Raw genomic sequence first — 14,303 nt, 5'->3', positions numbered from 1 at the left:
AGGTTACTTTCTACATAATTAATTCTTACCTTCAACTTCACTTAAAATCTCTTTTCCATCATGAGTAATCCTGTGAATTAAAGGTAAAGGCAACATGACAACTTTGTTCCGTTCTTTCAAGTGCAAGAACTGAAAGATAGTTAGTAGTACTTCCCCACTTATTTTCCTTTTCTTTAGACAGCCATGTTCAACTTCTAACACAGATCCTTTAAATTCATTTAGCTTATGAGTGAGCTTTTCCTTTAGTCCACCTAAACGAATGATTACTTCCGTACCACATAATTCTTTTGTAGCAATAATAGTCACCCCCATTCCATATTAATAGTTTATGAGCATATTAATAATAGGACACGTACAATAAACCAAAATTCTAAAGAGGTGTTACATATGAAGTATAAAAAAAGGATTATAATCTTATTGTTATTATCAATTGGTGCACTAATTTACACTTTTTGGCCAAATGGAAAAACTCTTCCTGTATTACATACAGTTGAACCTTTCCAAATGAATTCTATTACTAATGAGAAATACTTTTTCGATAATAATACGATTAAAGTCATCGCATTTATTTACACGAATTGCCCTGATATATGTCCAATGACAATGAATGACTTTAAACGTCTACAAATTAATTTGAAAGAAAAAGACCTTTTTGCAAATAAAGTTCAATTAATAACGATGTCTTTTGATCCTGAAAGAGATGATAAAGAAACGTTGCTAAAATATGCAAAGGCTTTTGAAGCAGACTTTAATGGTTGGATATGGCTACATGGAACTGTTACAGAAACTGAAAGAGCCATTTCGCAATTTAAATTAATCTATAAAAAAACTGCAAGCGGCTACTTTTCTCATCAAACAAAATTTTACTTAGTTGATAAAGAGAATCGCATCCGGGGAATTTATGAAATGACAAAACCTAACGTTCCTTTTAATCATGAACAACTCTTAACAGATATTGACTTGCTCCTAAACGAGTAAAAATATATTATTTAATTAGATAGAATTATCATTGCCATCACATAATTTCACACATTATTTCGATTTTCATTCGATATTTATTGGCTATCCTATAAATGTATTAAAAAACGATTTAAGGAGATGAAAAAATGAAGTTCTTAAAATCAAAAGGATTTATTCTTGCGATAGTGTTAACGTTAGCTTTACCTGTTCTAGCATTTGCTCAAACAGACGAAGACTCTGCTAAAGAACAAAACAAAAAGACCAAAATTACTGATGTGATGAAAAAGAAATGGGAGCATAAACGAGACCATATTAAATTAGGTGTTCATAAAGGTATGTACTTTCAGCTACTCGCAGAAAAATATACACCCGATCAATTAAGTGACTGGGAAGAAGTTCTTGCTGAACGGAAAAGCTTAATGGAACAAATAAAAGAATTAAAAGCTAGCAAAAAAGAAAGCATTAAAGAAACGTACAAAGAAGAAATGAAAAAGCTTCATGAACAAGTAAAAAATGGCGAACTAACGAAAGAAGAAGCTCATCAAATAATGAAAGAAAAATTCGGCCACTTCAAGGACAAACACGACTTCGCTGGAAACCATGAAAAGCATCATGAATTAATAAAGGAATTTAACGAGGCTATTGCCTCTGAAGATGCTGATTTAATTCGCCAAACACTTCCAAAAGTTTTAGAAGTATTTAAAACACAAAATGAGCGTCTGAAAGCGTTCATTGCTTCTTTTTCAAATTAAGAGAATTTACCGAAGGGACGTCTAGCTACGTCCTTTCTTTTCATATTTATAGGGGGAGTAACGATGCAATATGTCATCAACATAGTTGAAGATGAGAAATCACTTAACGAAATATTAACAACCTATTTAAAAAAAGAAGATTGGATAGTCCACTCTTTCCATACAGGTGAAGAAGCATTAGCTTCAAGTGATGAACCACACCTGTGGATTTTAGACATTATGCTTCCTGACATTGATGGCTTTCAATTACTAAAAGAAGTCAAAAAGAAAAGTAATGTGCCAGTCATTTTCATTTCAGCTCGTGATGCTGAGCTAGATCGTGTTATTGGATTAGAAATGGGCTGTGACGATTATATTTCTAAACCATTTCTTCCAAGGGAGCTAACGATTCGTGTTAAAAATGTACTTCAACGTGTTTACGGTAGTCCGAAACAACAAGACCTTGTTTTACATTGCGGAGAATACCAAATATTTGAAAACAAACGTGACGTTTTGTTTGAAGGCACTTCTCTTGAACTAACTGCAAAAGAATTCGATTTACTATGTTATTTCTGTAACCATAAAGGCGTTGCGTTCTCTCGCGAGAATATTTTAATTACCATTTGGGGAGAAGATTACTTTGGATCTGACCGTGTCGTAGATGACTTAATTCGTCGATTGCGAAAAAAAATGCCAAACCTACCTCTAGAAACAATTTATGGATATGGGTATAGGATGCCACAATGATGAAAAAATGGCCATTATTCATTCAAATTACAGCTGTATTTACAGGTTTACTATTATGCACTTCTCTCTTACTATTATTTTTTCTCCCTATTACTTTGAAAAATTTTTTTACGGAAGAAATATTTACAACAATACATTACTCTCAACAATTTTTTTATAATAAAAATCGTGACTTAGAAATAGGGAAGATCGATTCTCCCCAAGAAATCCAATCGATACGAACAGTAAATCACGTACTAGTAAATAATGAAGGAAAGATAATAAAAGGAACAAAGTTAAATCCGTTAATCATCTCAAAAATAATTACTAATATTAATAGAGAAAACGTAAGTAGTAAAAAATATTCCATTCCATTTCAAGGAGAAACAATATTTATCGTTGCTCAAAAATTAGTCGAGCATGAAAAGAATTATTACGTAATTTCATTCATGTGGGATACGTACAGAGATGAACTTGTTGTTACTTTGTTTAAAAGGATTTTCTTCCTAATGGCAATTATAATCGTGATTAGTATTTTTATTTCCTCAGGACTTGCAAAACGATTAACGAAGCCGATTATCACGATGAAATTGCACGTAAGAAAAATTGCAAAAAGAAATTGGGATGAACCATTAAACATTAAACGAAGTGATGAATTAGGTGAATTAGCACAATCGATTGAGGAAATGCGAAAGCAACTACTTCAACAAGATAAAGCACAACAATCTTTTATGCAAAACATTTCTCATGACTTAAAAACTCCGGTCATGATTATACAGAGTTATGCTGAAGCAATTCGGGATGGTTTGTACGTGAAAGGTACATTAGAAAAAACGACGGAAGTCATTTCTGAAGAAGCAAAAAGGTTAGAGACAAAAATCCAAGATCTACTTTATTTAACAAAACTACAATATTTAGAAACGAAACATAAACAATACGAACCATTTCAAATTCTTGAATTACTACAAGCTGTATCGAACCGAGTAAAACATCAAAAAAGAGAAGTGAATTGGGTAATTGAAAATAATGATTTTGGAATGATTGGCAATAGGGCCCAATTTGAAGTAGCATTGGAAAATATTTTAAATAATTGCCTCCGTTATGCTAAAACTCAAATTAAGATTTCTTTCTCTAAAGAAAACGAATTTGGTAAATTGCACATTTGGAATGATGGCCCTAAGATTGATGAGGCATTACTAGAAAAGTTATTTGAACCATTTTCAAAAGGTTTGGAAGGAAATTTTGGACTTGGTCTAACAATTGTAAAAAAGGTCATTGATTCACACAATGGCTCAATTACAATTAATAATGCAGAACATGGTGTAGCTTATGATATAATTGTCCCTATTAAGAAATGAAGCCACGCATTGAAAAGAAGTTGGGACAAAAAGTTTATAAGAATAGAAAGAACTGAACTCATTCAGACTTAAAATCTGGATCGTTCAGTTCTTTCTTTTATTTCGATGAAAATATAATGCTCCGTCAAAATCTCTCGCTTTCCACGGGCCAGGCTTAGTTATTGTCCAGCCTCTATCATTTATTGCTGCAAGTTAGCAATCGTACAAATCATACTAATATTTGCAGTTACTTCAACTTGTTTTGTCATGATTTTCGTACCTTTATTGACACTCTCCAATTGCATCGTATCAAAAGGCCTCACAATCCCTGTACTTCGTTCTTCAATACTATATGGAATAGCGTAAACAGAAACTTTAAGACTCGTAGCTATGGCATTTACTTTTTTCCTTGCATCACTGACTGCTTCCTTCAAAGCTTGACGATAAACTTTATTTTCATCACGGAGTTGAAAACGTAAAGAATGGACGACATTTGCGCCGGCTTTTACTGCTGTATCTAAAACACTTCCAATCTTTTTAAGATCATTGATTGTAATCATTAATTGATGGTTGACGATATATCCCCGCTCAATTTTTTGACCATTTACATAATCTACTTCCCGATTGATGGAATACGATGCAGTTTCAATTTCCTTTTCCCCGATACCTAATGCTTCCAAAGCAGAAATTACTTTATTTGTAATCTTACCATTTTCGTTCTGTGCACTTTCGGCGTTTTGATTCTTTGTTACCACACCTACTGTAACAACCGCTTGGTCTGGCTCAACTTTTACCGTCCCTTTTCCTTCAGCTTTTATATGTGGTGGTAATAAATATTGCAAAAGCATCCCTCCCCTTATACATATGTATATGAGTAGGCACTAAAAAAATGGCATAAAGAAAATCCAAACGAATCAGATGAAATTCTGAAATCGTTTGGATTTATTTAAAATTGGCATAACCTTTATTTTAGTTCTTCAGCATTGCTATATTCAGTACTTAAAAACTTTAAATCTCCATCTTCTTTTACTAAAGTATGTGTTGCTGTGACACGGCTATCTTTAAGAAACTCTTGGCCGGTTACATTAATTATTTTGTTCGTTTGGATAACTTCAATAACTACTTTATTTTCATCTGCAGATACAACCGTCATTTTTTCAATTTCATAATCTAAGTCATAGCTGTCAAATAACATTTCAAATGCTAAGTCCGGCATTTCATATTGATGGTCTTTCGCTAACATTTCGATAACCGTTTCAAGTTCCTCTTTTTCAACAGCTTCCATATACGTTTCAACAGTATCTTTTGCTTCTTCTTCAATTGTCTGACCACATCCACTGACTAAAAACAAGCCAGTAATGATCGCTGGTAATACTAATTTTTTCATGTTCGTGCCTCACATTCATAGTAAATTTACTACTATTTTAGCACGAACAAGCAACATTTGGTATATTAATGCTGTTTTTGCTTTAAATCAGATAGTGTCGTGGTAACCGATATTTGCTCTTTTTCCATCATAATTTCGATAACAGCGCCCGTATCATTCTCGAGAGCTTGCAGTAGTGCTGCCTCAAAATCTTTTTCGGAATGGACAATATAATTAGTAATGTTTAGGGCACTAGCTAATTTAGCAAACGACATTTCACTGAGATCAGTGGCAATGACTCGGTTTGGATAAACTTTTTCTTGATGCATCCGAATTGTTCCATACATACCGTTGTTAAAAATGATACTAATGATTGGAACATTATATCTAGAAGCCGTTTCTAGTTCTTGAGCAGTCATCATAAAACCACCATCTCCAGCTAAACAGACGGCTGTCCTTTCTTGATTTGCTAACTTTGCTCCAATTGCAGCTGGCAAGCCATATCCCATTGCTCCTGAAGTTGGACCTATATAAATATTTGTCTCTGAAAATTTAAAAAAGCGATGCAGCCAACCAGCAAAATTACCAGCGTCATTTGTAATGATTGCGTCCTTTGGCAAGTGCTTTTCTAATAGATGGATAATATTTTTATATTTTAAAGCTTCAGGCTTTATGCTTTGCGGTAGCAATGTGTTTTCATATGCTAGTCTTCTTTTTCTAGCAAACAACTTTGCTTTTTCACATTTTAATAGAATGCTCGCTTTTAAAAGTTGAGAAATCGCCTCCTTTGCGTCAGCGACTATTGGAAGGACTGGATTTGAACCTTTAAACATTGATTGATAATCTATATCAATTTGAATAATTTTTTGTTCCTTGTTAAATAACGAATAATCTTGAGTTGTTATTTCCGAAAGACGAGTCCCTATCGCAATAATAACATCTGCTTCGGATACCGTTTCAATGATCTCCTTTGGTGTACCAAGACCTAGCTGTCCGGCATAAAGAGGATGTTGATGTGGGAAAACGTCATGTCTTCTAAAAGCTGATATGACTGGAGTGTTCCACTTTTCAGCTAGTAAGAGAAGATCTTTTTTTGCACCAGCAGTATTAATGCCTCCCCCAGCAATAATGATTGGTCTTTCCGCATTCTCAATCATTCGTTTCATTTTATCTAACTCTTCATTTCCAGGAGCAGGTGCTGGTGGCTTCGGAGAAGGTCCTAACAGTTCAAACTCTCTTTCTTCTACTAGGACATCTTCAGGCAAGGAAATGACTACAGGACCTGGCCTACCTGATGTTGCAACAAAAAAGGCTCTTTTCATAATTTCAGGAATTTGTTCAGCATGTTGTACTTCTACAACCCATTTAGAGATTGGTGCAAAATACTTTTCTAAATCAACTTCTTGAAAACCTTCTCGTCCTTTAAATTTTCGGTTTACTTGACCGATAAAGATAATCATCGGAGTTGAATCTTGAAATGCTGTATGAATTCCGATTGATAAGTTTGCTGCACCAACACCTCTCGTTGCCATCGCTAGTCCAGGCTTTCCTGTTGCTTTTCCATAAGCTTCGGCCATAAAGGATGCTCCTCCTTCATGGCGCGTTGCTATAACTTTAATGTCACTATCGTATAATGCGTCCAACAATCCTAAATAACTTTCACCTGGCACACAAAAAATGTATTGACTATTTTCAGTAGAGAGCACTTCTACAATAGCTTGAGCTACTGACATCTTTTTTTTCATCATATGCCTCCTAATTGTTCAAATCGATCGTTGTTTCCGTAATTTGAACACCTCGTTTAGCCATTTCTGTAATGTACTGTGCACCTGGCACTATTTTTTCCGGTGGGAACGCACCTGTTTTTACTATATCTCCATTGGCAATAAATTGAGCAACAACTGATATCGTGTAAGCTGTAGCTTTTGCCATTGCCGTAATATTTCTTTCCTTATTGTTGTATGTCACCATTTCATACACTTTTGATATTCGTTTACTATTTTTCACACCATTAACGATAACTCTCAGTAAAACGACATCATCTTTTTCACCAAGTTTGACAATCGGTTCAAGCGTTTTTAACAAAACATCTCTCGGTTTTATTTTTGTATCATTCAATGTCACATAATAGTCGTCCTTAGTTAAATTCAAGTCGACTAGCAGCTTCATTTTCTCGGCATGACCTTTATAACGAATTGTTTTATAGTCTAAATGCTTAACATGTGAAAATGATTCAGAGATTGTCGATGTCCCGCCAGCAGTATGAAAAGCTTCTAATGGCCCAAAACGATCAAAGTAGAGTGTCTCAATTCCCGATAGAGAAGGAACGCTTTTCATATGACCATCTTGGATAATTAGTGATGGGTCCGTGTAATGATCAAAAACACCTTCCATCGAAAACACTTGGTTATATTCTAATGGTGGTTCGGGTTTAACTGGAATACCGCCAACACGTAGTTGGATACCTTCTACATCATCTAATTGACTAGCACCATATCCTGTTAAAATATTAATCATGCCAGGGGCAACACCTAGATCTGGAATTATTGTTATACCAGCATTTTTTGCTTCCTCTTTGTATGAAAGAACTTGATCTGTCGCAGCTCCTATATGTCCTCCTAAATCACATAAGGACACATTTGCCTTTATTGCAGCTTTAGCTACTTTTACATTAAATGTATAGAAAAGAGCGTTAATTACAACGTCAAAACTTTTTAATAGTTCAACTAGTTCATCTTCGTCGTTTGCATTAACATAAGTTGCTACACAATTTAGCGAAGAGAAAGAGGAAGTAACAGCTTTTGCCTTTTTTATATCCACATCTGCTAAGACAACCTTTGAAACATTAGGACTTTCAAGCAAATCTCTTACTACTTCTTTACCCATTAATCCTGCACCTAAAACTAAATAATTCATGATAGCCCCCCTTTTATAAAGTACTAGTTATTATCTATTTGAGCACGCTGTAATGTACCACTATAGTCAACATAAACACTTTTCCATTCCGTACATACATCTAACGCTGCCAATCCCGAATCACGATGACCATTTCCAGTTTGTTTCATTCCACCAAATGGCAAATGAATTTCCGCTCCAATCGTTCCTGCATTAATATAAACGATTCCTGATTGTAGATCTCTCATTGCTCGAAACGCAGCATTTACATCCGCGGTGTAAATTGAACTAGACAGACCATAAACGGTATTGTTATTTATATCAATTGCCTCATCTAAACTATTGACTTCTATAATTGATAAAACAGGGCCAAAAATTTCCTCCTTAAAAATTCTCATCGAAGGATCAACATCCGTAAAAATGGTTGGCTGAAAATAATAGCCGTCTTTCAGCAAGTCTATATGCTCTCTTTCCCCACCAATGAGAAGGGTCGCTCCTTCTTGCTTGCCAATTTCTACATACTTTTTGATTTGTTTAAGTGCATTTTCATTTATTACAGGTCCTACTTGAACTTTCTCATTTAAGCCGTTTCCTAATATTAATTCCTTTGCTTTTGCAACTAATCTTTCAGTTAATTTTTCCTTTATACTTTTATGAACAATCAATCTGCTACAAGCAGTACAGCGTTGACCACTCGTTCCGAATGCACTCCATAATATTCCTTCTAATGCTAATTCAATATCTGCATCTTCCATAACTATAATTGCGTTCTTGCCGCCCATTTCTAATGAAACTTTTTTTAACTTTTTACTAGCTTTTGAAGCAAGCTCACTGCCTACTTCTGTCGAGCCAGTAAAAGAAACAACTCCCACATCTGGGTGATCGACAATAGCCTCGCCGACAACACTCCCAGAACCATGCACTAAATTTACGACTCCTTTTGGCACTCCAGCTTCTTCAATAATTTTCATAAATTTTGTTGCTAAAGCAGGTGTATCGGATGCAGGCTTCCAGACGACAGTATTTCCACTTACGAGAGCAGGGAACATTTTCCATGAGGCGATTGCAATTGGGAAATTCCATGGTGTAATAATCCCAACTATTCCAACTGGCACCCTCATTGACATGGCATGTTTATTTGGCAATTCCGATGGCGTTGTTTGACCGACTAAACGTCTTCCTTCGCCAGCCATGTAATAGGCCATATCTATGGCCTCTTGAACTTCCCCTCTAGCTTCTACAATCACTTTCCCCATTTCTTCCGTTAATATCTTAGCTAGTCGTTCTTTATCTCTTTTAAGCAAATCCCCAATTTTCATTAAAATTTCTCCACGCTTTGGGGCCGGTACATTTCTCCACTCACGCTGGGCTAATTTCGCCATACTTACAGAATAAGAAACATCATCAGCAGTAGATTGTGTTGCCTTCCCTAATAATTCACCTGTTGCTGGATTGTAGTTTTCTCTATATTCATTACCTTTTGAAGCTACCCATTCACCATTAATATAATTTAAATATTCTCTTGTCATCTTTTTGTCCTCCCCCGGAATAAAATTAGTAAAAGCTTGTGTAATAACTAAAAAATGAAAGGTGGTTTTATAAGTGGATGTACTATCAAACCGTTTAAAGAGAATCCCACCATACGTTTTTACTTCAATTAATAAAAAGAAAAAGGAATTAATTAATGAAGGAATTGATATTATTGATTTAGGAATTGGAGCCCCTGATTTACCAACCCCTCCTTCCATCGTCAATAAGTTACAAACGGAATTAGCATCACAGCAACAAGTGTTTCAATATTCTCCTTTTAGTGGAATTGAAGAGTTCCGTGTAGCTGTGGCTAATTATTACAAAAATGTATACAACGTAACGTTAGATCCTAATGAGGAAGTTTTAACATTAATTGGATCGAAAGAAGGAATTTCTCACATCGTTCCTGCTCTCGCTGATAAAAATGATATCGTTTTAATTCCTGATCCAAGCTATCCTGTTTACAAAACGGCAACATATTTAGCTGATGCAACAGCGTATGAAATGCCGCTTTTAGCTAAGAATGACTACTTACCCGATTACGCTGTTATACCTGATGAAATATTACAATGCAGTAAGTTAATGTTTCTTAACTATCCAAATAATCCTACATCTACATCAGCTGACATTGATTTTTTCTCTAGAACTGTTGCATTTGCTGAGAAAAATAGCATTGCAGTTGCTCATGATGCTGCCTATCAATTAATGACTTTTGACAACAAACCAGCTCCAAGCATTTTACAAGTTGAAGGTGCAAAAGAATGCTGCGTAGAATTTGGCTCTTTTTCAAAATCTTTTAGTATGACAGGGTGGCGAATAGGCTATGTTGTTGGGAACAAAGACATTATTAAAGCGCTCGCAACAGTAAAGAATAACACTGATACATGCCAATTTATCCCCATTCAAAAAGCTGCTACTTACGCCTTGGAACATGAGCTTTCATCTATTCCTGCAATGAATAAAATCTTTCAACAAAGAAGAACTATTGCAGTACGGCTGCTGAATGAAATGAATCTTGAAGTAACACCAGCTCAAGCTACATTTTATCTGTGGGTAAAACTACCAAATACAGTCGACACGAATGAATTTTGCTATAACTTACTAGATAAGTTTGGAGTAGTTGTAACACCTGGAACTGCATTTGGTTCATATAGCAATAATAACTTCCGCATTTCTTTATCTGTCAAAGAAGATCGATTAATACAAGCAATAAGACGGATAGGTTACTGTTTAAAACAATATGGCTCATAACGTATGAGCCTTTTTTATTTGGACAAGCCACTATTACTTTATATGAGGAGCAATGCTGTATTATTCGTTAAACGGCCATGACGGGAGCATTTTTCTTAATTTTTTATCTTGTCTGTACCCTAGCGCATACTCAGCTTGCATTATCGTATGAATTTCTCTTGTTCCTTCATAAATTACTGGTGCTTTTGCATTTCGTAAGAATCTTTCAACTGGGTACTCATCGGAATATCCGTATGCACCATGAATTTGCACTGCATCAACAGCTGCATCAAACGCTGCATCACATGCATACCATTTTGCTAATGATGTTTCCTTTGTATTCCGCTTACCTTCATTCTTTAATTCTCCTGCTTTATAAACTAATAACCGGGAATTCTCGAGGGAAACAACCATTTTTGCAATCATTTGTTGAACAAGTTGATGTTCACCAATTTTCTTACCAAACGTTTCTCTTTCATGACAATAAGCTAAACTTGCTTCCAAGCATGCATTGATTTGACCACATGCCCCAGCGGCAACTGTAAACCTTCCATTGTCTAACGCTGACATTGCAATTTTAAATCCTTCTCCTTCTTCACCGACTAAGTTTTCTTTAGGAACTTTTACATTATCTAAAATAACTTCTCCTGTATTACCAGCACGAATGCCAAGCTTTCCTTTGATCGCTTTTGAGGATACTCCTGGGAAATCACGTTCAACGATAAAACAGCTAATTCCACGATGCTTTTTCGATTTATCCGTATAAGCAAAAATTAGAAAGTGATCGGCAATATCACATAATGAAATCCAAGTTTTTGAGCCATTTATCACATAATGGTCATCGTTTAGTTGTGCTGAAGTTTCAATGGCAGCAACATCACTCCCTGCATTTGGCTCTGTTAATCCGAAGGCACCAATTTTCTCACCCTTTGATTGCGGCACTAAATATTTCATTTTTTGTTCTTCATTTCCCCATTGCAAAAGCGTCATACTATTCAATGCCGTATGAACCGATACCGCAGTTCGAAATGCAGTATCTCCACGCTCTAACTCATCACAAACGATTGCTAGCGTATTGTAATCCATCCCCGCCCCACCATATTTTTTCGGGATACAAACACCCATTAAATGGAGCTCTCCTAACTTTTTCAAGACTTCTGTAGAAAAATATCCTTGTCTATCCCATGTTTGAATGTGTGGATTAATATGTTCGTCAACAAACTTTCGAACCATTTTTTTTACCATTTGTTGTTCATCTGATAATGTAAACTTCATATTTTTCACCCTTTCTAAATAACATTTTCCTTTTTTAATAAGGCAATCTCTTCTTCAGAGAAGCCATGCTCCGTTAAAATTTCCTCTGTATGCTCTCCTGCTTTTGGAGGGTGGCGCTCAACCGATATCTTTGTCCTACTCATTTTTAAAGGACTACCGACAAGACTTACCGATTCTTGATTAGGAAAGGCGGCTTTAACTACCATATTCCTTTCGCTTGTTTGCGGATGTTCAAACACTTCTTTTACATTTTGAATTGGCCCACTTGGAATACCAGCTCCAACTAATTTTTCATGAAGATCTGCCTTTTTCCAGTTCAGAATGGTTTCTTTCAATATATTTAGAAGTTCTTCTCTGTTTTCTAAACGCTTGGCATTTGTGGCAAAACGTGAATCTGCCAAGAGAGAATCTAGCCCAATGACTTGGCAAAGCTTTTCAAACTGTGTGTCATTCCCGACAGCAACGACAAGTTGTCCATCTTTCGTGTGAAAAGGTTGATAAGGAACAATATTTGGGTGTTCATTGCCATGTAATTCTGGCACCTTTCCAGAGATTAAATAGTTACTTGCAACATTAGCAAGCATGGCAATTTGCGTGTCAAAGAGGGAAATATCAATCTTTTGTCCTTTCCCCGAATTATTTCTTTCATTTAGTGCTGCTAAAATCGCAATCGTTGCATAAAGCCCTGCAGATAAATCGGCAACTGCAACACCAACCTTCGTAGGTCCAGACTCTTTACTTCCAGTAATACTCATTAGACCGCCCATCGCTTGAATCATTGCATCATACCCAGGTTGTCCCTTTAATGGACCTGTTTCGCCAAAGCCACTTATCGAACAAAAGATTAGCTGTTCATTTATTTGCGAGAGCTCTTCGTAACTTAAGCCCCACTTTTCCATAGCCCCCGTCTTAAAGTTATGAATAATTACATCACTGCTTTTAACGAGTTTTTTTATAATGTTACGCCCTTGTACTGTTCTCAAATTAATTGTTAATGCTCTTTTATTACGATTTGTACATAAGTAATAAGCACTTTCATTTGCTATAAATGGTGGACCCCATTTTCTCGTATCGTCACTTCCACCTGGCGCTTCAACCTTAATGACATCCGCTCCTAAATCACCTAATATCATCGTGCAGTATGGTCCAGCTAAAACACGCGTTAAATCAAGTACCTTAATATTTGGTAATGCTTTCATGACACCTTCCTCCTAATCCCTTGGTATATAAGGAATTCTTTTTATTTGCTTAATGATATATATGTCACTTGAAAAACAAACATGTCTACTGTAATAATTGCTAAAAATTAACAGACCACTTTTCGGAAAAATAGCCCGTTTTTTCACATACTAAAAGAAGTACCTCGTAAAGTGGAGGAAGGAGATTTCTTATGATATCTAATGAAAAGAAAGCAACATTTAAAAAGCGCCTTACAAATCGAAAAAAACAACTTGAGGAAACTATCGGTCGAAATGATCACTTTGACTTAGAAAATGCACACGCCAATGAAACAGTTGGAGAATTATCTAATTACGATAATCACCCAGGTGATTTGGGAACTGAGCTGTATGAACGTGAAAAAGATATTGCCTTAAATGAACATAGTGAAAAAGAACTCGAAGAAATAAACCATGCCCTCGCAAAAATGGAGCAAGGGACTTATGGAATATGCGAAGTTTGTGGAAGTGAAATTAACGCAGAGCGTCTAGAAGTGTTACCAACTGCAACCGTATGTATTGATCATAGTAAAAATAAAATTGTTCACCACGAACGTCCTGCAGAAGAAGATGTATTAGGTACACCTTTTAAGAGTTTCGTAAATGATGATCGTGATGCAACATTTTACGATGCTGAAGACACATTTCAAGCCGTTGCAAGTTATGGTACGTCAGATACACCATCTGACTTTGGCGAACAAAATAAAGATGATTATAATGAAATGATTGCTGAAGGAGAAGAACTTGAAGGATTCGTAGAAGATTTAGAAACATTTATCGGTAATGACATAGACGGAAAGAACACGCAAATATACCCAAATCGAAAGCATGAGCAATATGAAGCAGAATATGATGCAACTCACATGAATTCCAGTGCAGTAGATGCTTCGGACATTGACTTCTTTGGCGGGGAATAAAGAAAAGATGAAGCGACCGTTTAGCGCCATAAATTCTGGAGCACTTTGTTTGAGATAAAGGAAACACAACGAGTATTACGAGTTGATGTTGACTTATCGTAAATAAAAAGTGTGAAGAA

General features: G+C 35.7%; 14 protein-coding genes. 6 read left to right on the top strand and 8 right to left on the bottom strand.

Annotated elements, in window-relative coordinates:
- Positions 1 to 18: 18 nt before the first annotated feature.
- Complete coding sequence (locus CIB95_RS06515; RefSeq protein WP_094923490.1) at positions 19 to 306, bottom strand: hypothetical protein; 288 nt, start codon at positions 304 to 306, stop codon at positions 19 to 21.
- 81 nt (positions 307 to 387) lie between these two features.
- Between CIB95_RS06515 and CIB95_RS06510 the strand changes: the two genes are divergently transcribed.
- The 4 genes from CIB95_RS06510 (at position 388) to CIB95_RS06495 (ending at position 3,775) form a co-directional block, all read left to right on the top strand.
- On the top strand, positions 388 to 978 hold the full coding sequence (locus CIB95_RS06510) for an SCO family protein (protein WP_094923488.1): 591 nt from the start codon (positions 388 to 390) through the stop codon (positions 976 to 978).
- 128 nt (positions 979 to 1,106) lie between these two features.
- Complete coding sequence (locus tag CIB95_RS06505; protein WP_094923486.1) at positions 1,107 to 1,712, top strand: hypothetical protein; 606 nt, start codon at positions 1,107 to 1,109, stop codon at positions 1,710 to 1,712.
- Positions 1,713 to 1,775: 63 nt separating this feature from the next.
- Positions 1,776 to 2,438, top strand: coding sequence for a response regulator transcription factor (locus CIB95_RS06500; RefSeq protein ID WP_094923484.1), 663 nt, complete (start codon positions 1,776 to 1,778; stop codon positions 2,436 to 2,438).
- On the top strand, positions 2,435 to 3,775 hold the full coding sequence (locus tag CIB95_RS06495; protein WP_094923482.1) for a sensor histidine kinase: 1,341 nt from the start codon (positions 2,435 to 2,437) through the stop codon (positions 3,773 to 3,775). The genes CIB95_RS06500 and CIB95_RS06495 overlap by 4 nt, the downstream gene beginning before the upstream one ends.
- A gap of 179 nt (positions 3,776 to 3,954) precedes the next feature.
- On the opposite strand, the gene CIB95_RS06490 is transcribed toward CIB95_RS06495, so the two are convergent.
- From CIB95_RS06490 to CIB95_RS06470, 5 genes are all read right to left on the bottom strand, one after another.
- Positions 3,955 to 4,596 carry an SIMPL domain-containing protein gene (locus tag CIB95_RS06490; protein WP_158217574.1) on the bottom strand — a complete coding sequence of 214 codons (642 nt, stop codon included), beginning with the start codon at positions 4,594 to 4,596 and terminating at the stop codon, positions 3,955 to 3,957.
- 122 nt (positions 4,597 to 4,718) lie between these two features.
- Positions 4,719 to 5,141: a nuclear transport factor 2-like protein gene (locus CIB95_RS06485; RefSeq protein WP_094923478.1), complete on the bottom strand. Its 423-nt coding sequence runs from the start codon at positions 5,139 to 5,141 to the stop codon at positions 4,719 to 4,721.
- Between the two features lie 65 nt (positions 5,142 to 5,206).
- Complete coding sequence (locus CIB95_RS06480) at positions 5,207 to 6,865, bottom strand: thiamine pyrophosphate-dependent enzyme (RefSeq protein ID WP_094923476.1); 1,659 nt, start codon at positions 6,863 to 6,865, stop codon at positions 5,207 to 5,209.
- 10 nt (positions 6,866 to 6,875) lie between these two features.
- Positions 6,876 to 8,036, bottom strand: a complete 1,161-nt coding sequence (locus CIB95_RS06475) for a saccharopine dehydrogenase family protein (RefSeq protein WP_198949169.1) — start codon at positions 8,034 to 8,036, stop codon at positions 6,876 to 6,878.
- 23 nt (positions 8,037 to 8,059) lie between these two features.
- On the bottom strand, positions 8,060 to 9,544 hold the full coding sequence (locus CIB95_RS06470; RefSeq protein ID WP_094923472.1) for an aldehyde dehydrogenase family protein: 1,485 nt from the start codon (positions 9,542 to 9,544) through the stop codon (positions 8,060 to 8,062).
- Positions 9,545 to 9,617: 73 nt separating this feature from the next.
- Between CIB95_RS06470 and CIB95_RS06465 the strand changes: the two genes are divergently transcribed.
- Positions 9,618 to 10,796 carry an aminotransferase class I/II-fold pyridoxal phosphate-dependent enzyme gene (locus CIB95_RS06465; protein ID WP_094923470.1) on the top strand — a complete coding sequence of 393 codons (1,179 nt, stop codon included), beginning with the start codon at positions 9,618 to 9,620 and terminating at the stop codon, positions 10,794 to 10,796.
- Between the two features lie 60 nt (positions 10,797 to 10,856).
- Here the strand turns inward: CIB95_RS06465 and CIB95_RS06460 are convergent, their stop codons facing one another.
- Positions 10,857 to 12,050, bottom strand: coding sequence for an acyl-CoA dehydrogenase family protein (locus tag CIB95_RS06460; RefSeq protein WP_094923468.1), 1,194 nt, complete (start codon positions 12,048 to 12,050; stop codon positions 10,857 to 10,859).
- 14 nt (positions 12,051 to 12,064) lie between these two features.
- A complete protein-coding gene (locus CIB95_RS06455; RefSeq protein ID WP_094923466.1) occupies positions 12,065 to 13,249 on the bottom strand; it encodes a CaiB/BaiF CoA transferase family protein in 1,185 nt (394 codons plus the stop codon).
- 191 nt (positions 13,250 to 13,440) lie between these two features.
- Between CIB95_RS06455 and CIB95_RS06450 the strand changes: the two genes are divergently transcribed.
- Positions 13,441 to 14,184, top strand: coding sequence for a TraR/DksA C4-type zinc finger protein (locus CIB95_RS06450; RefSeq protein WP_094923464.1), 744 nt, complete (start codon positions 13,441 to 13,443; stop codon positions 14,182 to 14,184).
- The last annotated feature ends 119 nt before the right edge of the window (positions 14,185 to 14,303 follow it).

Origin of the sequence: Lottiidibacillus patelloidae (genome assembly GCF_002262935.1) — a bacterium.
In the GTDB taxonomy this organism is placed as follows: domain Bacteria; phylum Bacillota; class Bacilli; order Bacillales; family SA5d-4; genus Lottiidibacillus; species Lottiidibacillus patelloidae.
Note: the sequence above shows the minus strand (reverse complement) of the source record. Positions and strands in the feature narration are given on the sequence as shown.

Coding starts and splice junctions, on each gene's coding strand:
- CIB95_RS06510 (WP_094923488.1), top strand. CDS start 388: ATGAAGTATAAAAAAAGGATTATAATCTTATTGTTATTATCAATTGGT.
- CIB95_RS06505 (WP_094923486.1), top strand. CDS start 1,107: ATGAAGTTCTTAAAATCAAAAGGATTTATTCTTGCGATAGTGTTAACG.
- CIB95_RS06500 (WP_094923484.1), top strand. CDS start 1,776: ATGCAATATGTCATCAACATAGTTGAAGATGAGAAATCACTTAACGAA.
- CIB95_RS06495 (WP_094923482.1), top strand. CDS start 2,435: ATGATGAAAAAATGGCCATTATTCATTCAAATTACAGCTGTATTTACA.
- CIB95_RS06485 (WP_094923478.1), bottom strand. CDS start 5,141: ATGAAAAAATTAGTATTACCAGCGATCATTACTGGCTTGTTTTTAGTC.
- CIB95_RS06480 (WP_094923476.1), bottom strand. CDS start 6,865: ATGAAAAAAAAGATGTCAGTAGCTCAAGCTATTGTAGAAGTGCTCTCT.
- CIB95_RS06475 (WP_198949169.1), bottom strand. CDS start 8,036: ATGAATTATTTAGTTTTAGGTGCAGGATTAATGGGTAAAGAAGTAGTA.
- CIB95_RS06470 (WP_094923472.1), bottom strand. CDS start 9,544: ATGACAAGAGAATATTTAAATTATATTAATGGTGAATGGGTAGCTTCA.
- CIB95_RS06460 (WP_094923468.1), bottom strand. CDS start 12,050: ATGAAGTTTACATTATCAGATGAACAACAAATGGTAAAAAAAATGGTT.
- CIB95_RS06455 (WP_094923466.1), bottom strand. CDS start 13,249: ATGAAAGCATTACCAAATATTAAGGTACTTGATTTAACGCGTGTTTTA.
- CIB95_RS06450 (WP_094923464.1), top strand. CDS start 13,441: ATGATATCTAATGAAAAGAAAGCAACATTTAAAAAGCGCCTTACAAAT.